The sequence below is a fragment of the Dellaglioa sp. CoH-57-MRSF-21 genome (assembly GCF_056781915.1).
On record NZ_JBXAXU010000003.1, the window covers coordinates 147975 to 170596 of the forward strand.

Annotated in this window: 18 protein-coding genes; 17 read left to right on the forward strand and 1 reads right to left on the reverse strand. The window is 33.7% G+C overall.

What is annotated here, in order from left to right; genetic code table 11:
- Window positions 1-78 precede the first annotated feature (78 nt).
- From recX to hxlB, 10 genes are all read left to right on the forward strand, one after another.
- The gene (gene recX, locus AC1RPQ_RS04465) at window positions 79-888 is read left to right on the forward strand and encodes a recombination regulator RecX (RefSeq protein WP_481761521.1); all 810 of its coding nucleotides are present in this window, start codon (window positions 79-81) and stop codon (window positions 886-888) included.
- Window positions 885-2006 (forward strand): A/G-specific adenine glycosylase, encoded by a 1122-nt coding sequence (gene mutY, locus AC1RPQ_RS04470; RefSeq protein WP_481761520.1) that lies wholly within the window; start codon window positions 885-887, stop codon window positions 2004-2006. The genes recX and mutY overlap by 4 nt, the downstream gene beginning before the upstream one ends.
- Window positions 2007-2088: 82 nt before the next feature.
- On the forward strand, window positions 2089-2646 hold the full coding sequence (gene ntdP / locus AC1RPQ_RS04475; RefSeq protein WP_481761519.1) for a nucleoside tri-diphosphate phosphatase: 558 nt from the start codon (window positions 2089-2091) through the stop codon (window positions 2644-2646).
- A 148-nt stretch (window positions 2647-2794) separates the two neighbouring features.
- Window positions 2795-3787, forward strand: coding sequence for a LacI family DNA-binding transcriptional regulator (locus AC1RPQ_RS04480; protein WP_481761518.1), 993 nt, complete (start codon window positions 2795-2797; stop codon window positions 3785-3787).
- Between the two features lie 231 nt (window positions 3788-4018).
- Entirely contained in the window at window positions 4019-4276 is a 258-nt protein-coding gene (locus AC1RPQ_RS04485) for a hypothetical protein (RefSeq protein WP_481761517.1), read from the forward strand.
- Window positions 4277-4292: 16 nt separating this feature from the next.
- On the forward strand, window positions 4293-5039 hold the full coding sequence (locus AC1RPQ_RS04490) for a sugar phosphate isomerase/epimerase family protein (RefSeq protein WP_481761628.1): 747 nt from the start codon (window positions 4293-4295) through the stop codon (window positions 5037-5039).
- A 3-nt stretch (window positions 5040-5042) separates the two neighbouring features.
- A complete protein-coding gene (locus AC1RPQ_RS04495) occupies window positions 5043-6329 on the forward strand; it encodes a gluconate:proton symporter (RefSeq protein WP_481761516.1) in 1287 nt (428 codons plus the stop codon).
- 30 nt (window positions 6330-6359) lie between these two features.
- Complete coding sequence (locus AC1RPQ_RS04500) at window positions 6360-7319, forward strand: sugar kinase (RefSeq protein ID WP_481761515.1); 960 nt, start codon at window positions 6360-6362, stop codon at window positions 7317-7319.
- Complete coding sequence (locus tag AC1RPQ_RS04505) at window positions 7319-7945, forward strand: orotidine 5'-phosphate decarboxylase / HUMPS family protein (RefSeq protein ID WP_481761514.1); 627 nt, start codon at window positions 7319-7321, stop codon at window positions 7943-7945. The genes AC1RPQ_RS04500 and AC1RPQ_RS04505 overlap by 1 nt, the downstream gene beginning before the upstream one ends.
- Entirely contained in the window at window positions 7942-8484 is a 543-nt protein-coding gene (gene hxlB / locus AC1RPQ_RS04510) for a 6-phospho-3-hexuloisomerase (RefSeq protein WP_481761513.1), read from the forward strand. The genes AC1RPQ_RS04505 and hxlB overlap by 4 nt, the downstream gene beginning before the upstream one ends.
- A gap of 72 nt (window positions 8485-8556) precedes the next feature.
- Here the strand turns inward: hxlB and AC1RPQ_RS04515 are convergent, their stop codons facing one another.
- Window positions 8557-10557, reverse strand: coding sequence for a hypothetical protein (locus AC1RPQ_RS04515; RefSeq protein WP_481761512.1), 2001 nt, complete (start codon window positions 10555-10557; stop codon window positions 8557-8559).
- Window positions 10558-10788: 231 nt separating this feature from the next.
- Between AC1RPQ_RS04515 and AC1RPQ_RS04520 the strand changes: the two genes are divergently transcribed.
- The 7 genes from AC1RPQ_RS04520 (at window position 10789) to AC1RPQ_RS04550 (ending at window position 22534) form a co-directional block, all read left to right on the forward strand.
- Window positions 10789-15732 carry a CDP-glycerol glycerophosphotransferase family protein gene (locus AC1RPQ_RS04520; protein WP_481761511.1) on the forward strand — a complete coding sequence of 1648 codons (4944 nt, stop codon included), beginning with the start codon at window positions 10789-10791 and terminating at the stop codon, window positions 15730-15732.
- Window positions 15733-15872: 140 nt separating this feature from the next.
- The gene (locus tag AC1RPQ_RS04525) at window positions 15873-16985 is read left to right on the forward strand and encodes an AI-2E family transporter (RefSeq protein ID WP_481761510.1); all 1113 of its coding nucleotides are present in this window, start codon (window positions 15873-15875) and stop codon (window positions 16983-16985) included.
- A gap of 61 nt (window positions 16986-17046) precedes the next feature.
- On the forward strand, window positions 17047-17439 hold the full coding sequence (gene tagD, locus AC1RPQ_RS04530; RefSeq protein ID WP_481761509.1) for a glycerol-3-phosphate cytidylyltransferase: 393 nt from the start codon (window positions 17047-17049) through the stop codon (window positions 17437-17439).
- A gap of 52 nt (window positions 17440-17491) precedes the next feature.
- Window positions 17492-18697, forward strand: a complete 1206-nt coding sequence (locus AC1RPQ_RS04535) for a CDP-glycerol glycerophosphotransferase family protein (protein WP_481761627.1) — start codon at window positions 17492-17494, stop codon at window positions 18695-18697.
- 149 nt (window positions 18698-18846) lie between these two features.
- The gene (locus AC1RPQ_RS04540) at window positions 18847-20352 is read left to right on the forward strand and encodes an ATP-binding cassette domain-containing protein (RefSeq protein ID WP_481761508.1); all 1506 of its coding nucleotides are present in this window, start codon (window positions 18847-18849) and stop codon (window positions 20350-20352) included.
- A gap of 24 nt (window positions 20353-20376) precedes the next feature.
- A complete protein-coding gene (locus AC1RPQ_RS04545; RefSeq protein ID WP_481761507.1) occupies window positions 20377-21108 on the forward strand; it encodes a LysM peptidoglycan-binding domain-containing protein in 732 nt (243 codons plus the stop codon).
- An 82-nt stretch (window positions 21109-21190) separates the two neighbouring features.
- Window positions 21191-22534: a hemolysin family protein gene (locus AC1RPQ_RS04550; protein WP_481761506.1), complete on the forward strand. Its 1344-nt coding sequence runs from the start codon at window positions 21191-21193 to the stop codon at window positions 22532-22534.
- The last annotated feature ends 88 nt before the right edge of the window (window positions 22535-22622 follow it).

Sequence of the window (22622 nt, forward strand, 5' to 3'; positions counted from 1 at the left end):
TCTTATTATAACACAGGAATATTGGCATTTTGGCAGTTCAAAGATATAATAACAAGATAAGCATTTAAAGGAGTCTATATGACAAAAAAAATCACAAAAATAACCACACAAAAACGTGCTGGACGATATAATGTCTTTCTGGATGAAAAATATGCTTTTCCAATTGGGGAAGAAGTTCTTATTTCATTTCATCTTGCTAAAGGGATGGAATTAGATGAGGCATTAATTAAACAAATTGCTGATGCAGATGATCGTTCAAAAGCGTATTCAAAAGCGTTAAACTATTTATCAACGCAAATGCGAACCGTAAAAGAGATTAAGGATTATTTGAAGAAACATGAAATTACGGAAGACGCGATTGAAGAAACAATCGAAAAGTTATATGAATTTAGATTAGTAAATGATCTTGAATATGCTAAAAGTTACGTTAGAACAATGATGCACACGTCGGATAAAGGACCAACAGTCATTCGCCAAAAGTTACGATTAAAAGGTGTTGCAGCTGAAAGTATTGATGAAGCCTTAGAAGAATTTCCAGTTGATGACCAATTAGAAAATGGAATTAAAGTCGCCGAAAAATTAGTTAAGCATTACCACGATCAATCGTTTAGTAATTTAAAGAACAAGGTTCGTCAGGCATTAATGACTAAAGGCTTTAAGTCTGATGACATTTCACAAATAATGGATGCCTTAGAACTTGAAATTGATCCCGAAGCCGAATGGGATGCACTTGTTAAACAAGGGGATAAAGTCTGGAAACGGCAACGTCGCTTGGAAGGTAGTCAGCGCGCCATGAAAGTTAAACAGGGGCTATTTCAAAAAGGGTTTCAGTTTGATGATATTAATGAATATATTGAGCTGAAAGAACAAGATGAGGCGCTTGAATGATAATGTGGGATGACGCAAAAATCACAGCTTTTCAAGAGGCATTGTTAACTTGGTATGATAGTGAAAAAAGGGATCTTCCTTGGCGCAGAGACCATGAACCCTACCATATTTGGGTATCAGAAATTATGCTCCAACAAACACAAGTAAATACGGTTATTCCGTACTATGAACGATTTATGGAATGGTTTCCGAGTGTTGAAAATTTTGCTAATGCGCCAGAAGAACGTATTTTAAAAGCATGGGAAGGACTCGGTTACTATTCAAGAGTTCGAAACATGCAAAAAGCAGCAAAACAAGTTGTTCAAGATTATTCTGGGCAATGGCCGCAAACAGCTAAGGAACTGCAAAATTTAGTTGGAATTGGGCCATATACTGCCGGAGCAATCGCAAGTATTGCTTTTAACGAAGTTGTTCCTGCCGTTGATGGTAATGCTTTTCGTGTATTTTCACGCTTATTTGAGATAGAAGATGATATTGCGAAACCACAGACCCGACTTATTTTTGAAAAAGTCATTCAACAAATTATTTCTAAAGAAAGACCTGGAGACTTTAACCAAGCTGTCATGGATTTGGGTTCAAGTTACATGAGTGCTAAGAATCCAGATTCTGAACATTCTCCAGTTAAGTCGTTTAATCAAGCTTATTTAGATGGTAAAGAACTTGATTATCCAGTGAAATCAAAGAAGCCGCGACCAGTTGAAATGCCCTATATTGCTTTGATAATTGAAACAAAAAAAGGGTATTTATTTGAGAAACGTTCTAGTAAAGGGATGCTCGCAAATTTATTAGCGTTTCCTTTAATTAAGCTGGAAGAACTGGAAGACAAACCAGGAGACGTGTTATTAACGGATGATTTAGTTATAAAATTAGGCCAATGGAGCCAAGATAATTTGAACCATAAGTTGATTTTTTCAGCATTAGAAGGTTCCGTCGTAAAACATACCTTTACCCATCAAAAATGGTTAATTGAATTATTTACCGTGAAAAGTAAATCGTTTGACTTAAGTTATTTTCCTGGCGAATTCATACTTGAAAAAGATTTTGACCAGATTGCAGTTCCTAAAGTACAACAAAAAATTTGGGACAAATATATCAGCCTTTCTTCAAATAAATTTTAGTAAAATAGTTCTTTTTTTGGTATAATATTCATGCAATCGATGTAAAATGCACTACGTGTTTAGAAAGTGGGTTTTGGTAGAGATGAGTAATCAGTCAAAGGAGCCTAAAGAGGGCGACTTCATTACCATAAAGAGTTATAAACACGACGGTAGTTTGCATCGAACATGGCGTGATACGATGGTGTTGAAAACAAGTGAGAATATGATTATTGGGTGTAATGATCATACATTGGTGACCGAAGCAGATGGCCGGCGATGGGTGACCAGAGAACCAGCAATTATCTTTTTTCATAAACACTATTGGTTTAATATTATAGCCATGATACGTGATAACGGCGTTTCTTATTATTGTAATTTGGCTTCACCAGCCACGTTAGATAAGGAAGCTTTGAAATATATAGATTATGATTTAGATGTCAAAGTTTTCCCAGATGGTGAGAAACGGTTATTGGATGTAGATGAATATGCAGAACACGGGAAAAAATGGGAATATTCTGACGATATCGATAAGATATTGAAGTATAACGTCCGAACACTTGTGGACTGGATAGATAACGGGAAAGGGCCATTTTCTAAAGAATATATAGATATCTGGTACAATCGTTACCTCGAACTAGCGGAACGTGAAAATAATAAATAAAAAGGATAATTCTGAATTTTAAGTAGAATTATCCTTTTTATTTACTATTTTAGTGAGGTATTTTCTAATAAATTGAGCAGTATGGTAATATATAGATAGTTTAGCAACGGAATAAAAGGAAAACTAGACGAAATAATATAATTAATGAATGGATGAAAAAATGGCTACTAAAGCGAATATAAAAGATGTTGCAAGTAAGGCAGATGTTTCAATCGCAACTGTATCACGTTTTTTGAATGGTAAAACAGAGCGTATGTCTAAAGAGACAGCATTGAAAGTCCAAAATGTGATTAAAGAATTAAACTATGTCCCTAATGACGCGGCTAGACAGATGATTACAAAAAAAAGTCGAATGATTGCTACAATTGTTTCAGATGTGGATGATTATTTTGCCACAGAAATGTTTAAAGGTATTAGCTCAATTTTAGATGCACAAGGTTATACAGCGGTTTTATTTGATTCCGATTCTAATAAATATAAAGAACAAGGTATCCTTAAAATTATTGGCGAAAAATCGTTTGATGGACTAATCATGCAACCAATACTTAGAAAAGAAGCCGATTTAAGGGATGCGGTTAGACGAGACATGCCCATTGTTATTGTTGATCGTGAACTTTCTGATTCTAGTTTAGCTAATGTTGTTACAAATAACTTTGATATTAGCCAACAAGTAACAAGATATTATCTAAATCAAGGATTTGATCAAGTCATTATCATTACTGGTGAAGTGACAGGTATTTCAACTCGGGAAGAGCGGTATAACGGAATTAATTCGGTCAGTCCAGACACTAAGGTGATTGAGGTTATAGATGGTGATACAAAATTAAATCAAACATATGCTGAACTGAAAAATAGATTAATACGTGATGATAAAAGAACGCTTGTATTTGCGTTGAAGGAACGTTGGTTGCTTTACTTACTACCTAAAATTATCGCTGATGGATTCATGGTCAATCAACGGGTAGCGGTAACGGGATTTTCAGATACTGAAGTCATAAAAGCGATTAATTCAGGAACTTCGTTGATTAATCAAAATCCTTTTTTACTAGGTGCTAGTGCAGCAGAATTATTGTTGAATGAATTAAATGGTGAAACAAATACGAAAAATAAAAAAATAATTATACCTGCTGAATTTAAGTAGATACTAATATGGAAAAGACTTGCTCAAGGGTAAGTCTTTTTTTATTGTCCTTAAAATGTAATTTAAAGTTAAAAAAATAAACAGGCTAGATACCTTACTGGAGTAAACGTTTACCTTGTTTAGAAATATATATTTATATTTAAGACTTGCAATTATGGAATACTGCATATATACTATCCATGTAAACGTTTACCTAACTTGTTAATAGATAATGAATTGGAGGCGCTAAAAATGGATAAAAGAACTTTTTTAGATGTTGATAAATTTGCGTTGGGCTTTGCCTCTACAACTGTAGAGGCTAAGTTTGAGGATGAAAACATGGTGAAAACGGCTAAGAATTACCTTGCAGCCTATTTGACGGCATATTACTTAGCAGAAAATTTTAACGAGATAGAACGAGAAAATTTTGATAATAAAAATGCAGAAAAATTCGAGGACATGAATTTTGAGACATTAATGAATAGGGTAAAGAAACTCAATAAATATTAATATTGGAGGAAAAATGATGACAGTTATTTTAAATACATGGATTTTTGAGAATGATGTAGAAAATGGAATTAAACAGGATGAATTGGTTGATCGCGTTTCAAAATTAAGTGTTGACGGTATCGAAGTTAGACGTGAATATTTTAAAGATTTAGATAGTGAATTACCCAAAGTTGCAAAAAAAGCAAAACAATACGGATTAATTGTTAATTATAGTGTTCCTGATCAAGTTTTTTTAGACAATGGCACGTTAAACCCTAAATTAGTTACTTATTTTCAAGAAGGTTTAATTATGGGAATCAAAAAAATTAAATTTAATATTGGAAATTTTGCGGCATTTACTGGAGATTTAAAGCAGGCTTTTAGTGAATTTCCTTTAGACAAAATAACAATGAATGTTGAAAATGATCAAACTGCATTAAGTGGCAGTGTTAAGGCATTAACGACATTTTTAGAAAGTGCTAAACGACAAAATGTGCCTGTTGGTTATGTTTATGATCTTGGTAATTGGGCTTTTACGAAACAAGATGCTATTCAGAGTGCAGATGAGCTTTCACAATACACGGACTATATCCATTTGAAAAACGTTATTAATAATGCTGGAAACTTAATGACGTCGAAAAATTTAGATGAAGGAATGTTTGATTGGCGAGCTATTTTAGCCCATCTACCAAAAAAAGTGGCTTTCGCTCTTGAATATCCGATGGATAACAAAGCGTTAATTCAATCCCAGATAGTGTTATTAAAAAAAGAAATTGAGGACTAGCTTATGGCAACCCTAATACCGATTTTATTATTAATCACTTTTGTAGGATTTATTATTTATATTTTAAAGGGTGGAAACATCATGGTCGGGTTCTTCGTAATGGCTATTTTATGGTCTATCATTGGACAAATTCCATTCGATAAGGCAGTTCAAAAAGTATTTGCTGAACCAGCATTGAATTATGGACCGACAATTATCTATATTGCATTTGGATCATGGTTCGGAAGGGTTCTTGTTGATAGTGGGATTGCGCCTGCAATTTCAGAAGCAACAAAAAAAGTTGGGAAAAAACGACCATTAATAGCAGCTATTTTAATTGTTTTGGTAACAGCGTTTATTTTTGTAAGCGCATACGGAGTGGGATCTGTGATTGCGATAGGGGTTATCTTATTACCAATCATGTTATCCCTAGGTATTCCAAGAGACATCGCACTTACTGCATTTGTCATGTCAATTGGGGCACCAATGTACATTAATGTTGTTTTATTCAATCAAATTAAAGCATTTTTTCCAAATGCCGTATACGGCGGACAATACTTAATCTTCGGTTGGACAGCAATGACAGTTCAATTAATCGCGGTAATTATTTTCTTAGTTTTACATCGCAAGAAATTTACTCAAGAAAATGTTGATTCAAATCTAAAAATTATTGGTGAGACACAACAAAATTCTGAAAGTCGCCCCATACCAAAAATTGCATTTGTTGCACCAATTATTCCGGTCGTTATGAATATGATTTTCGGCTGGGATGCTATTCCAGGATTAACTTTAGCAACATTGTTTGCGATAGCTGTTACTGGAAATATGAAAGGATATAAAAATTTCGTCGACTTCTTGAATAGTACGATTCAAAAAGCGATTGGTGATATCGCAGGATTGATTATGTTTTTAATGGCGTTAGTGATGTTTGCTGGTGCTGCTCAGTTGAACGCTGTTAGGTTTCAACATGTATTTAGTCTGATATTACCGCATGACCATTTAATCCTTGCTATTGTATTTGGAGTATTAGCACCGCTCGCGTTATTCAGAGGTCCGTTACATGTTTGGGGTGCTGGAGCTGCAACTGCAGCGGTTCTTTCGGGAACCGGGTTGTTCAATGATGCCTTCTTATTACCACTTCTCTATGTGCCTGCGCTTCTTGCTGTTTCAACAGGAATCACGCAATCATGGAATGTTTGGGGCCTTGATTATATGAAAGTTCAATCAAAAGATTTATTAAAAAGAGGTGTTCCAATCATGTGGTTTGTTTCAATTATTAATGAAGTTTTAGTTTATTACTTTTTCGGTTAAAATTAAGAGACATGAAGGGAAGAAAATATAATGAGTGAAGTTATAACAATTGGCGAACCAATCATTACATTTGCCTCAAAAGATATGGATCAAAGCTTATCAGAATCAGTTAATTATGTGAAAATATTAGGTGGCGCAGAATTAAACGTAGCGATCGGAGTTAAACGCTTAGGGCATGATGTTGAATATGTTTCTCGAGTTGGAACAGAACCTTTTGGCCAATACGCGAAGAGTATTATTTCAGGACATGGTGTGGGTATCGATTATATTAGCGAAAGTGAAAATCATTGGACGGGGCATCAATTGAAACAACTCGTATCAACGGGTGACCCAGAGACTTTTAATTACCGTAAAGGGTCAGCTGCAGCTCATTTAACAAGTGATCGAATTGATGCAATAAATTTAGATGATGTTAAAATAGCGCATATGTCTGGTATTTTCCCAGCTATTTCAGATGTGGCCGAAAAAACATTTAGAACGTTATTAACACGCCTTGTGGATAACCAAAAATTCATTACATTTGACCCTAATTTACGACCAACATTGTGGAAAAGTAAAGATTATATGGTTGCGACCGTTAATGAACTGGCAGGTTATGCAGATGTTGTTTTACCAGGTGTTGAAGAAGGAAAAATTCTGATGGGCAGTGATAATCCAGAAGAAATTGCCGACTTTTATTTAAAAGGCAAACGGACAAAAACGGTAATTGTTAAAATAGGTGCAAGTGGTGCATTTATCAAAAATTCAGATGGTAGTATGAAAACGATTAAAGGCTTCAAAGTGGATAAAGTTGTGGATACTGTTGGTGCAGGCGATGGATTTGCATTAGGCGTTATTACAGCATTATTGGAAAACAAATCTATGGAGTCAGCCGTTTTACGAGGAAATGCAGTTGGTGCGCTTCAAGTTCAGACACCAGGTGATAATGATGGCTACCCAACACCTAAAGAACTACAGGATTTTTATAAAAAGGAAGGCGTACAGGAATAATGAAATTACAAGTCGCTATTGATCGCGTTACGTTAGAAGACCTTATGGAGAGCGTCAGCTACTTAGATGGTGTTGTCAATGTCATCGAAGTTGGGACCTCTTTGATTAAAGATTATGGGATAAATGCGTTAAAATCTGTTACGGAAAAAGTTAATCAATCAGAAGTATTATTTGATTTAAAGACAATTGATGAGGGTGTTTATGAATTTGAAAAGGGATTCTCTGCTAACGCGGATACGTTAACGGTTATGGCAAGTTCGTCAATTGATACGATTGAACAAGTTTATGAATTAACGGTTAATCAGAAAAAAAACATTCTGATAGATTTATTGGAAGTAGATGAGACGAAAATTGAAAAATTACAAAAATTTGATGAAGCCATTTTTGGATTACATTACTCACATGATAAGAAAGATCAAGATTTTGATGCCGTAAAAGCGGTGGCTGAATTCCATGCTAAATTTCCAAATATAAAAAAAATCGCGGTTGCCGGTGGTATTGATATTGAACAGGCAAAAAGATTGGCTGTTCAAGGTATCGTGGAAAGAATCATTGTTGGTGGTAAAATAATGAATAATGAGAAACCATTAGATATGGCAAAAAAATTTATGGAGGTTATTAAATGAGTTTACTTGATGAAATAATGGATGAAATTAACGCGGTCATTGCTAAAGTTAGTGATGACCAATTAAATGGTGCTGAGAAGTTAATTACGAAAGATAAAAGAATTTTTATCTTAGGTGCTGGGCGATCTGGGTTAATGGCAAAAGGATTCGCAATGAGATTAATGCATATCGGTTATACGGTCTTTGTAATTGGTGAGACAATTACACCGTCAATTGCAGAAGGGGATGTGCTAGTTTCTGTTTCTGGCTCTGGGACAACTAAGAGTGTACTTGAACCAACTGAAAGTGCTAAGAAAATTGGCGTTAAAGTAGTCGGGCTTACAAGTAACGGCGAGTCTCCTTTAGCGAAAGTATCTAACTCAGTTGTCGTTGTGCCTGGTGCAACAAAAGCTGATAATAGTGTAAAGTCAATCCAATTATTGAGTACGCTATTTGATCAAAGTGTGCATATTGCTCTGGATGCATTAGTGCTGAAGGTAAGTCGTAGAGACAACGTATCAAATGATCAGGCGAAGGCGAGCCATAGTAATTTAGAATAAAAAATAGCAACTATCATTTTTAAAATGGTAGTTGCTATTTTTTAGGATAACTATAGTTACAACAATGGTTGATTAATAACCGGCTGTTGTTGACTTAATTAACTCAGGTGTTCTATTAAATAACATGTAGGCGTAACCGTTAATGATTTGCATCCCTTCAGTTTCTCGTGAAGAATTGATACGGGTATACGAAACATCATTTGTTGTTAAGGCACTGTTATGATTATTATCAACTGTTAATTTCGAAGCGTTAACAGCGACAAAAGCGTCATCTGTTACGAGGTAAACTTTATTTGTTTTTGAACTATAAGCAATTGATTGTGGAGAGTCACCCACCCGGTTGGCTAATTGTCCAACGACTTTTACGGTGACTTTATTGTCGGCATCTATAGATCCCTTCCAAATTCGAATATACTTACCGGCTGAACCAGATCCGCTACCAATCATTGTGTATGAATAGAAGTTATTGTTATCTGCAAAAGTTAAATTATTACTTTGCATAAAATTACCATAACCATCGTTCCATTGCATATTAGTATAGTTATCAGGTGCTAGCGTTGACGAATTGATATGTTGAATAGTTACTGTGTCGGATTCAGTAAGTGATTTTGAGCTTGTATCACGATACATGTAGAGACCTTTATTTGAACCATTTGTTTTATAATCTAAAGATTGACCATGGCCTATTATGAATTCAGGACCGACTTTAATGATAGATTCATATTTTTTGTATGCATTATATTTAGAAACATAGAAATTATATTTACCTTTATAAGTTGAAGCAGGGTAGTTTGCTTTGTAGTAGCTAAGAGATTGCGATTGACGGAGGTAGTAAAAAGCCTGCCATAATTCTCCAAATCCCTTACTATTATTTAGATTTAATGCGTTCATCTTATCAGTATCAAAACGGACAATCTTACCAGTTCCTTTTTTCGAATCAGTTGAGATTGATGCATAAAGGTAGTGACCATTGATAACAAATCCTTGTATATTACCCCAATCACCACTTGATTTATATGAAGCAGTTAAGAAATAATTTGTTTTAAATTGTTTTGAACCAGTTGCATTATAAGTACTACCTGATTTTGTTGTTGCATCAACTGAAGAATAATTAGGCTTTTTTTGATAGAAATTAGTAGCCGCAGTATTTGCTAATTTATTGCCTGTATCTAGGCTACCATCATGCATATCAACAAGAACATCTGTAGCAGGTGTCCAGGCTGCTAAATAGCCACTATAAATCCAACCGAGATCGTTTTTCCCAGTTTTAACATATGAAAATTTAGCGCCATCTTGTGTTCGTGTTTCTGTTTTGGTGATATATAAATCAGTATCGAAGTAATTTTTTGAATAATGTGTTGTTTTATTTCCATAAATAGTGTTTAGTGGTGCGTTATGAATGTTAGAGATGTCAGACGTGATACGATATTTAGTTTTTGATGAAGAAGTTTTGATATCTTTAACGGTTTCGTAATTCGTTAATGCTTTAGTATTCACATAACCATACAAAGTTCCGTCACTATATGTTAGTTTTGAGTAGCTTACATTTGATGCCGTTGTAATTTTTTTGGAAATGTAGAAAGTGGTTGAGTGATAACTAGTACCATAGTGCATAAATGTAGAAGCACCGTGTAATGCTCTTGGATAACTGTAAACATTATAAGCATTTGTTTTAATTCTAACAGGTGTATGGTTACTATCTGATTTATCTGTTTTGGGAGATGCATAAACGGTTGTGGCTTTGGTATTTATATAGCCATACGCTTTTCCAGCACCATTAACTAGCCAAGAATATGATTTTCCATCTGATAATTTAATCGTTTTTGTGATGTAAAAAGTTGTTGAATGATAACTTGAACCATAGTGCATGAACTTTGATTTTGAATTTAAAGTTCGAGGGTAAGCATAAACATTATAAGCTTTCGTTTTAATTCTAACAGGCGCATGTGCAATGTATTTTGAAGATGATAGTTTAACTTTTGCTGAGACAGAGCTAGATGTACTGTGACTGGCTATCCCTAAGCCAAGTGCTGTAAACAGTAATGTGATCCCAATGAATTTACTGATTTTCATAATTTAGAACTCCCCTATAAAATATATTTTGTGCCTTCTAATTATACATGAATATGACTGATAGGCCAATTCATTATTTGAATGGAACGGGGTTATTAATACTGATCAAAAAGTTATGGAACAGTTAAATACCATGGAATGTAATATAAAAAAAATATATTATTATAAATAGGAATGATATAATTATTAGATATTTGGACAAAAGAATTGTTAAGGAGAATACAATTAATAATGACAAAAAATAATGGATTACTCTCAGTTGTTATTTTGGGATACAATGTTGAAGAGTTCATTGAAGAAAGTATTGAATCAGTTCTTAACCAAAGTTATGAACAATTAGAAATTATTTTAGTTGATGATGGATCAGTTGATGGGACTGCCGAAATTATGGATCGGTATGTATCACTTTTTGACAATATTAAAGCAATTCACAAAGAAAATGCTGGACCTAGTGCTGCTAGAAATGCAGGAATTGAAGCCGCTACCGGAGAATATATTGCCTTCGTAGATGGGGATGATTTATTACCAGTTGACGCATACAGTCTTTTGATGGGGTCGGTAAAGATGACTGATTCAGACTTGGCAACTGGTGCAGTTAAACGATTTAATTCTAAACGTAGTTCACGTTCTTACATTCATAAATTTGCTATTAAAGATACTGTTTATGAAACATCAATTGCAGAACACCCAGAATTAGTTTATGACACAACTTCATGGAATAAAGTTTATCGATTAAATTTGTTTATCGACAATAATTTGCGCTACCCTGTGGGAATGTTATATGAAGATATTCCTGTGATGATGGCAGCTCATTTATTGGCTAACCATATTGATATTATTACTGATATTGTATACGAATGGCGTTGGCGTGAAGGTGATAGCAAATCTATCACTCAAAGTCGAGGTAATGATATTCAACATTATAAAGACCGATTGGAAATGCTAGAGTTAACGCGTTCATACATGAAAAAATATGGGGCAACTCAAAATGTTATGGATGCATTTGATCTGAAATTATTAACAACTGATATTCCGCTATCAATGCAAGATATTCGAGAATCGGAAGAAGATTACATATTAGAATTTCAAAAAATTACAGTCCTACTTATTAGAACGATTAATCCAGAATTATTTAAGCAATTATCAATTAAAAATCAAATTCAATATGCTGCTGTGTTACAGGGGAATATTAAAGACTTAAAAAAATATAGTTATCGTCGTAGAAATATTGGAAAAATTGTTGAAAAAAATAATCGCTATCAATATGAAGATCCGGCTATCTCTTTAGATGTTGCTAAAGCGGTTGATGTGGGACAATCACAAAAATTCGAACAACGAATCTTAAATGTTTTTTCTGATGAAATGACAAGTGAGATAGTTATTAAGGGTTGGTTGCAACTCAATCAATTGAAAGTTACAAAAAAATTAGACGAAAAATTTACGGTTAATTTGATTAACATTATAAATGGGAAAGAAATGCCAATTACGTTTGAACGAGAAACCGTCAAGCGTCGTCGTCATTTATTTAAGCACCGTAACTATCGTTATTTTAGAATGTCATTTGATCAACAAGAGGCATACAAAATATTAGGAAACGGCATTTGGAAAATACAAGTTAATTATCAAGTTAAAAATATTAATGTGACGGAATTTTTAGCTAATCCTAAGCGTAAATTTATAAGTAATATTTTTTCTGGTAATGATTATCAAATTAAAACTGATTTTAGTTTTGACTGGGCATTAGCTTTTAATGCGATGACTTTGACAGCAAATGAAATAAAGACGGAAAAAAATGTTCAAGCTAATCTAATTCAAGATATTAGTGTGAATGATAGTAAATTAGTGGTCTCTACATGGTTAAATAATCCTGAAAGTACGAAGTTAATTGTTACTGAAAATAGTGATGATGAAATTGCGCCTCAAATTAGTGGACAAAAAATAAATGTTAGTGAACATCAAGTGAAATTTGAATTCTCAATAACTGAAGTAGCCGAGTTAAGTTCTGTAACACAAAAAAGACTCCAGTTAATTGATGAAAAAGAATTGAAATTAAGCTATGAGTTTGAACATGTTGATAAACCGCAAGAATATGAAATAGCACAATATAGTTTACTCGTTCAAAAGAATATGAAGGAAATGATTGGACTAAATATCGCACCACATTTTTCAAAACTAATGGATGTCCAGTGGTTAGATAATAGTCGGCTACGATTAATCGCTGAAAATACATTGTTTCAAAGTTCAGCAGAAAAAATTGTTTTACGTGTAATCGATCAAGAGGAACAATATAAATATCAATTTAATGACGTTACTGTCGATGATAACGGTCAAATAATCGTTAATTTGAATTTAATTAATGAACAACAAGACAGTTTCATTAAGGCAGCAAAATATAATCTTTATCTTGATTTTTATAGTGCTGACCAAGTTGTTCGTTCGCAAATTACAACTGAACCAGAACGTGTAGAAACGCTAGAAAGTCGTACAAATCATTTAGCAAGAACATCATTATACGAAACAAAAAACAATTTTTTGGTTTTAAACCAAAAATTATCGTGGGATAAGCAGGACGCAACCAAACGAAAACGGGCAATTAACTTCTCACTATATTACCCGCTACAACGTTTATTACCTTTAAAGAAGAAAACGATTGTCTTTGATAGTTATTGGGGCGCTTATTTCAATGGTAATGAAAAAGCCATTTATGATTATGTCCAAGAAAACATGCCAGATTATGAATGTGTCTGGTTATTCAAGGATCCGAATACAACAATAACCGGCAATGGTAAACGAGTTCGCTACTTCAGTAAAAAGTATTGGTATTACATGGCGCGAGCTAAGTATTTTATTGAAAATACTAACCTCCCTAACCAATATGCAAAACGAAAAGGACAAGTTGAAGTTCAATCGTTACATGGAACCTTCATGAAAACGATGGGATTTGATGAACCTTATTTCAAAGATGGTTCAAAAGGACGTCAGAATAATTTCATGAAACGAATTAAGCGTTGGGATTATCTTGTTTCACCTTCGCCATATATGGATGAAACAGCTAGTCACGCATTTAATTTTGAAAAAGAGGTTGTTCACTCTGGCTTCCCAAGAAATGATGTACTTTATAAAAAGAATAATGAAACTGATATCCTTAAAATTAAAGAATCTATTGGCATGCCATTGGATAAAAAGGTCGTATTATATGCACCAACCTACCGAAATAAAGACGGATTTGATTTTGAGTTAGATATTAAACAAATGCAAGCTAAATTGAGTGACGAATATGTGTTATTGGTAAGGCTACATTATTTCGTTGCCAATAAAATTGATCTAACTGAATTTGAAGGATTTACTTTTGATGTGTCTAATTATCCAACAGTTGAAGATTTATATTTAATTGCGGATACGTTAATTACTGATTATAGTTCAGTAATGTTTGATTACGCACATCTTAAACGACCAATGATTTTCTTTGCATATGATTTAAAAGATTATACAGAAGATACACGAGGTGTTTATCTCGATTATAATGGTACGGTTCCAGGACCAATTGTGGATACAACGGCAAAAATAATTGACGAATTAAGCGATTTTAATCATCTACAGACAACCTACGCGCAACAATTGATTGAATTTTATGATAAATTTTGTACGTATGGTCGTCAAGGGGATGCTTCAAAGCAAGTTTTTGAAGCAATGATTAGCGATCACTTATTACCACAAGAACCAAGCGTTCAAGTAATTAGAAATAAAATTAAAAAGATCGTTAAGTTTAATAAATGGTATCCAAAAGCATTTGGTATTATCGGTAAAATGTCAAAGAAAGATATTATTATATTTGAAAGTTTCTTTGGTCGTAAATATAGTGATAATCCAAAAGCTATCTATGAATACATGAAAGACCGTTACCCTAAATATAAGATGTACTGGAATGTGAACCAGGATTATGTTGCTTATTTTAAAGAAAATCATATTCCCTATGTGACACGATTCTCATTTAAAGGTATTTTCAAACAAGCTCGAGCAAAATATTGGTTTACGAATGTTCGTCGACCATTATGGTGGGTTAAACCTGAAGGTACAACAATTGTTCAGACATGGCATGGTACGCCATTAAAAACGATTGGTGTTGACGTAAATACAGGGTCAATGCCTGGCGTTGATGCTGCTAAATATCATAGCCAAGTTACAAAAGATTCTGATCGTTGGGATTATTCTGTTACGCCAAATGAATATTCGTCAGATATTTTCAGACGTGCATTCCGTTTGAACCGTAACCAAATGATTAATTCTGGCTATCCTAGAAATGATATTTTAACGAATTATACACAGACAGATATCAATCGTATTAAAGCAAGTTTAGAAATTAATCCAAACAAAAAAGTTATTCTATATGCACCTACTTGGAGAGATAATGAATACGTTAAAGCTGATTATTTCACGGCTAAGTTACATCTTGATTTAGATAAGATGAAAGCAGAACTTGGCGATGATATTATCGTTCTTGTTAGAACGCATTATTTAATTGCTAACTCATTAGATTTAACTGATTATGAAGGCTTTGCGCTGAACGTTGCTGATTATGAAGATATTAATGATTTATATCTTATTAGTGATCTGTTGATTACAGATTATTCATCTGTTTTCTTTGATTTTGCAGCGTTAAAACGTCCTATTATTTTCTTTGCATATGATTTAGATGAGTATGCAAATGATATTCGTGGTTTTTACTTTGACTACGAAAAAGAAGTACCAGGACCAATCGTTAAGGATACAGATGCTGTCATTACTGAGATTAAACGAGCATTTGCAACGGATGAACGCCATCACAATTATGATCAATTTGTAGCGACTTATAATGCTTGGGATGATGGACATGCAACTGAACGGTTAGTTGATTTTGTCATGAATGGACGCGTTTATGAAGCTCAAGAAACAGTAGTTGAAGAAACGACCGTCCATGTTCAAGATGGTGCTGAAGTTTGGTCAAAGGTTTATGGATCTAAAAATTATAAATTTGTAAAAAATATTGATGCCAGAGTTACAAATGAAGGTATCGTGAATAAAACGGGTTATTTAATTGATCCTATTCAAAAAAATAAAGTCGGTTCGACATTACTGTTTATCACGATGAGTGATGGGACAACCGGTTGGATTGATAAAAGTGAAGTAATCAATTAAGCAGTTTAAAGACGCCATTTGGCGTCTTTTTTTTGAATTAATTTATCGTTCAATAATGAGGATAAGTGAAACGCTATAATTGTTAGACAGGTTACGGTATAATGAAATTACTATACATAAATTAAAGGAGAACCATATCGATGCTTGATAGATTAAAAAAGTCTAAATTGATGTTTTGGTCACTTGAATTATTAATCGTTGCCTCGTTAATTTGGATGTGTACAAAAATAAGTTTTATTTTTAGTCCAATAGGAACGTTTATTTCCACATTATTTATTCCGATTATTATATCTGGGTTTTTATTTTATTTATTTAATCCGGTCGTTAAATTTTTAATGAAAATAAAAATCAAAAAATTCAAATTTTCTCGAACGTTGTCAGTTGCCATTCTATTTGTATTCCTAGCAATTCTTTTAGTTGCCTTAATAGGGTACCTGATTCCGAGAGTAGTCAGTCAGCTAAGTCAATTGGTGGTTAACCTACCAGATTATGCAAATGCAGTTAGTGAGTCGTCAAAAGATACGTTTAATCATTTAAATAAATATGCTTGGTTTAAAGAAATTGATTTTACTAGCTATTTAAACCAGTTTGAAAATTCTATTGGGACCTACTTCAAATCAATTGCAACCAATTTGACGAACTCGATAGGATCAATGATTGGGGTTGTAACGAGTGTGACAGTTGTTGCACTGACAGTACCTGTGATGTTGTTCTATATGTTAAAAGATGGTCAAAAACTAGTCCCAACGCTTAAAAAACTTGTTCCAGAAAAACATGGGGATGAGCTCGTTGAGTTACTTGACCGCATGGGTGATACAATTTCAGCGTACATTGGTGGACAAGCTATTGAATGTATTTTCGTTGGGGTATTTACCGCTATTGGTTATTCAATTATTGGTATGCCGTATATTTTGTTACTAGGAGTTGTGGCTGGCCTTGCTAATATTATTCCTTATATTGGACCCTATATTGGTATTTTCCCAGCACTGATTATTGCGGTAACACAGTCTACTCAAATGGTTATTTTTGTCGTGATTGTTGTGTTAATTGTCCAACAAATTGATGGTAATTTTGTCTATCCTAATGTTATAGGCAAATCATTAAATATACATCCATTGACGATTATTGTATTATTACTAGTAGCTGGTAACATTGCTGGGCTTCTAGGAATGATTTTAGGAATTCCCTTATATGCTGTTGTAAAAGTTGTTATTAAATACTTTTACGATATTAGACAATTGCAGGAAAAATAAGACAGTCATAACAGTTTATGATAAAATAAATTATTATTGATAACGACGGAGGAGCAAAAACATGAAAAAAATAATTACTTATGGAACATTCGATTTATTACACAAGGGTCATGTACGTATTTTACAACGCGCTAAAGCAATGGGCGACCATTTAACAGTTTGTATTTCAACAGATGAATTTAACGCAATTAAAGGGAAAAAGGCTTACACATCATATGAAGATCGTAAGTTCATTTTAGAAGCAATTAAGTACGTAGATGAAGTGATTCCAGAAACTGAATGGGACCAAAAAATTAGTGACGTCGTCGATAATCAGATTGATACATTTGTGATGGGTGATGATTGGGCAGGTAAGTTTGACTTTTTAAGCGATTACTGTGAAGTTATTTACTTACCAAGAACAGATGGTATTTCAACAACAAAAATTAAAAAAGATTTAGGGATGAACTTGTAAAATATTTTATTATTTTATCTTTTGTAGTAAGGAGAACAAAATAATGAATGAAATTAAAAAAATAGTCCAAAAAGTGGTTAAGCGGATTGGTCGCCAAATTTTAATAACGTTAAATGATTTTACAATTAAATTTTCAATTAAAAAACACCAAGTTGTCTTTGAAAGCTTTAATGGGCGCGATGTTAACGATAACCCGATGGCCATTTACAAGCAGACTAGACGAGATCTTGGTGAAGAAAATGCGAAGCTTTTATATTTTAGCGTTAAACCAAGCATGTACACTAAATTAAAAGAACAATATCCGGAAATTAATTTAATTAAACGCTTTGGATTTTCTTGGACTATCAAAATGGCGAGGGCTGAATTTTGGGTCTTTAATTCAAGATTACCTATTTGGTGGAAAAAGAATCCGAAGACTACATATATACAAACATGGCACGGGACACCGTTGAAACATTTAGGAATGGATATTGAAAATGTTTCAATGCCAGGTACAACGACAGCGTTATACCATGCTAATTTTAAAGTGGAAACAGCACGTTGGGATTATTTAATAGCGCCTAATCATTATTCAAAGCAAATTTTTGAAAGTGCATTTGCTTTTAAAAATAAATCCTTGGATATTGGATACCCAAGGAATGACATTTTATATGCGGATAATAATGAAAAAGATATTAGAGCTTTAAAGAAAACGTATCTTGGTAATGAAGATGCTAAAGTGGTTCTTTATGCGCCAACATGGCGTGATGATAGCTTTTATACTCAGGGTGTTTATAAATTCGAAATGGCTTTTTCATTCGAATCATTCTTTCAACATGTATCAGACGATACTATTTTAATTATGCGGCCTCATTATTTAGTTAAGAATAGTATTAATATCGAAGGATTTGAAGATCGTGTTAAAATAATGGCAGATGAAAATATTACTGAATTATATTTAATGAGTGATATGATGATTACGGATTATTCGTCAGTGATGTTTGATTTTGCTAATTTGAATCGACCAATGATGTTTTATTGTTATGATTTAGAACATTATCGGGATGAACTACGCGGCTTTTATATCAACTTTGAGATGGAAGCGCCAGGACCAATCGTAGAAAAAGAACCAGATTTCTATAAACAATTGGATGTCTATACGCAAAATGGTGATTATCCTGGTTACGAAAAACAATTTAAAGATTTTCAAAATAAATTTATTGAATGGGATAATGGAAAAGCTTCTCAAAAAGTTTCTGACATTATCTTAGGTAAGTAAGCATATTCTCCTTTTGGGAGGATATGCTTTTTATTTTTTAAAATATAAATACTGATAACATCGGATAAGATGTTAATTTTTAGTGATTAATGGTAGAATTGTATAAGCGTAAGTGTATACATGTTATTATTGAGAATTAAAATAACTGAATGATTAATGGTGATAAAATGGAAGATTATAAAATTCGATTAGAGTATGTTACAAAAGGTATAACAAGTAAAAAAAATCGAAAAATTGATAAAGATTCGAAAGATATTTATTGGGCTTTAAGGGGCATCTCGTTTGATATTTATCGTGGTGAATTTTTTGGTATTATTGGCATGGGTGGCTCAGGGAAAGCAACGTTATCTGACATTCTAGCCGGTAAAGCCAAACAAACAACGGGTTTTCTAACGATGGCCGGTCACACGACGATTGTATCATATGAGACACAATTAAAACGCGATAAAACGGCTGTGCAAAATATTCAAGAAGCAATTACTGATTCTAAGATTGATTACAAAAATAGTGATCAAACTTTGAATAATGTTTTAAATTTTGCTGACTTAGGGGTATTAAAAGAAAGTAAAATTGAAGATTACTCTCCCGATATGCGTGCGCGAGTTGAGTTAGCAATGGCCTTCTTCATTGAACCTGATATTATTATTTTAGATGGTATTCTATCAGCATTAGATGATATTTTTTATCAAAAAACGGTTGATAAAATTAAAAGCCTACAAACAGAGGGCAAAACTTTTGTACTTGCTAGTCAAGATTTACAACAAATGGAGTTCTTAACAGACAGAATTGCCTGGATTCAAAACGGTCAACTGATGGATATCGGTGAGTCTGAAAAAGTCGTTATGAGTTATTTAGATTTTGTTGCTTGGTACGATAGTTTGACTGATGAGAAACGAAGTGAGTACGATAAACAACGTGATTCAGAACGTAAATCATTTAGTGTAGAGACCTTATATACACAATATAAAAAAACGCATTTTGATCCTGATATGCCTCGATCAATTGAGTTGCGTCGTAGAGATGCCTTTTATAACGGACAAGCATTTGACGATACAAAATATTTTTTAAAAAAGAAAAATGGTAAAAAGCACGGTAAACTAGCTTTGATGGTTATTGGTATTTTGATTTTAGCAGTGATAGGAACAGTTTCTGCCAAGTATGTTCAAATGAACAATGACAAGCAAGAATCGAGTTCAATCGCCCAACGTCAGAAGTCTGTAAGTGAATCAAAAAAAATAGCAATTTCAAGCTCAATTAGTAGAGCTGATGTCTCTAAAAAAGTGGTGGCATCTTCTAAATCTAAATCAGCTAAAGCTGCTTCAAGCAAGTCAGCCAAACGGTCTGCTGAAAAAAAGCGGCAGAATGAGTCGCTTGCTAAAGCTAAGGCAGAAAGTGAATCCGTTCTAGCTAGAGAGTCATCTGAAAGGGTGGCTAGTTCTGAGTCAGCAGCAAAAGAAAGTAGTGAAAAGAAGGAAAGTAGTGAAAAGAAAGAAAGTATCAGTAAAATTAGTACGAAGATGTTTGAGGTAGGTAGTGGGGATAGTTTATCAAGTATCGCGACTGCCAATGATACAACCAGTGATCAATTGATGGACATCAATGAATTATCATCAAATCTTTTGCATGTAGGACAAAAAATAAAAGTACCTAAATAAATGTGAGTTAACTCGGAGGAAGTTATGAAATTAAGAACGAAAGTAATTATTGGTATAGTTGCAGTTGTGTGTATCGGTGGTGGGACGATATTAGCTAGTACGAAGGCTGGTCATGACGTCGTTGAGTGGGTTGCTACTCGTGGGTCATCTGACCAACAAAAAAAGGAGTACGCTGAACAACAAAAATTAGCTGAATCGAAATATGGTAAGAGTAAGTCTAGTGAAAAATCAAAACCAAAATCAAAAAAGAAGAAAACTGAAAAGAAAAAATCTGTGTCTAAAAAAAGTAAATCAACGTCGTCTTCGTCGTCAAGTTCTAATATTGATACGGATACGATAACTGTTGTTTATGGTGATTCATTGTCATCTATTGCGTTAAGCCATGATATGACAGTGAAGGAACTAATTGCATTAAATGACATGGAAAATACAACATTAAGACCTGGGCAAACGCTTAAGGTCGTTGCTGGAAGTGGAAAAAGTATAGATACTACATCTTCAGATACAACAGGCACAGATAATACAAGTTCTGATAATACTACTTCAGACAACACAACAAGTTCATACTCTAATGACGATACAACTTCAGATAGTACAAGTACAGCAAGTTCATACTCTAATGCTGATACAAGCTCAGATAGTACAACAAGTTCAGATACTTCTAGTACCGATAACACAACAAGATCATATTCTAGTTCAACATCAGATACAACTAGTTCAACGAGCTCAACTAGTGATGAGACAACTAGCAATTAGCAATCGGATTTCTGCATGTTAATAGGTGTATAATATCCGTAGGTTAAAAAATAAAGACAAATGAATTGGAGCGGATGAGTAAATGAGTTCAGACCCTGGTCACGAACTGCTGTTGCAGCTGTTATTATTAGTCATTTTGACATTAGTGAATGCCTATTTTTCAGCTGCAGAATTAGCAGTAGTTTCAGTAAATCGTAATAAAATTGAGGCAGAGGCGAAAGCTGGAGATAAAGGTGCAATAAGAATTCTTGGTATATTAAATAATTCGACATCATTTTTATCAACTATCCAGATTAGTATTACTTTTGCCGGGTTCTTGTCTTCAGCTTTTGCAGCAACATCTTTGGCTAAATATGTTGAACCATTGTTTGGGAGTGCTGTGTGGGCACATGATGTTGCAGTAGTTATCGTTACGTTGATTTTATCTTATTTTTCATTAGTTTTAGGAGAATTATATCCTAAACAATTGGCACTACAGATGCCAGACAAAATTGCCAGAGCAACGACTGGGCCTATTCAACTTATTGCGATTGTTTTCAAACCATTTAACTGGTTGTTATCAATTTCAATCCGTGCATTAGAAAAAATAACACCAATTAAGTTTAATAAAAATAATATTGAGGTTATTAGTCGACAAGAAATTGTTCATATGATTCAAACTGGTGAAGAGCGTGGTGCTATTGATTCAGATGAATATGAAATGATGGAAGGCGTTATTTCGTTACATACGAAATTCGCTCGTGAAGTTATGGTCGCTAGAACTGATGCTTTTATGATTGATTTACAAAACGATAATGATCGTAATATTGATGCTATTTTAAATCAACCTTATTCTCGTGTACCCGTTTATAGTGATGATAAAGATAACGTCGTTGGCGTTGTTCATATCAAAAATTTGCTTAAAGCTGCTAGAGCAAAAGGGTTCGATAGAATTAGTTTACGTCAAATTATGCAAGAGCCCATGTTTATTCCAGAAACGATGGCTGTTGATGATTTGTTATTCGAAATGAAGAAAACACACACTCAATTAGCTATTTTATTGGATGAATATGGCGGTGTTGTTGGACTTGCCACAATTGAAGATTTAATTGAAGAGATTGTTGGCGATATCGACGATGAGTCAGATAGCCCTGATGATACATTGAGAAAAATTAATGCACATGAATATATCGTACAAGGTCGAATGACACTTGACGATTTTAATGATGAATTTAATTGTGATATCAACGTTAAAGACGTAGACACAATTGCGGGATTCGTCTTAACTGAATTAGGTCGAATTCCCGGTAATAATGAACAACTACAGATTACACTTCACAATGGTATACTTCTCGAAACGGAAAAAATGGACGGTTCTCGATTAGTGGAATTGAAAGTTATGATTCCCGAAACACGGTTAAAAGATACTTTAAAGAGTAAAGAATAAAATATGGGATGATAAGGTCAATAGAACTCTAATAAGTTCCATTGACCTTATCATTTTTTACGTCGAAGTTCATTATCATTTATGATAA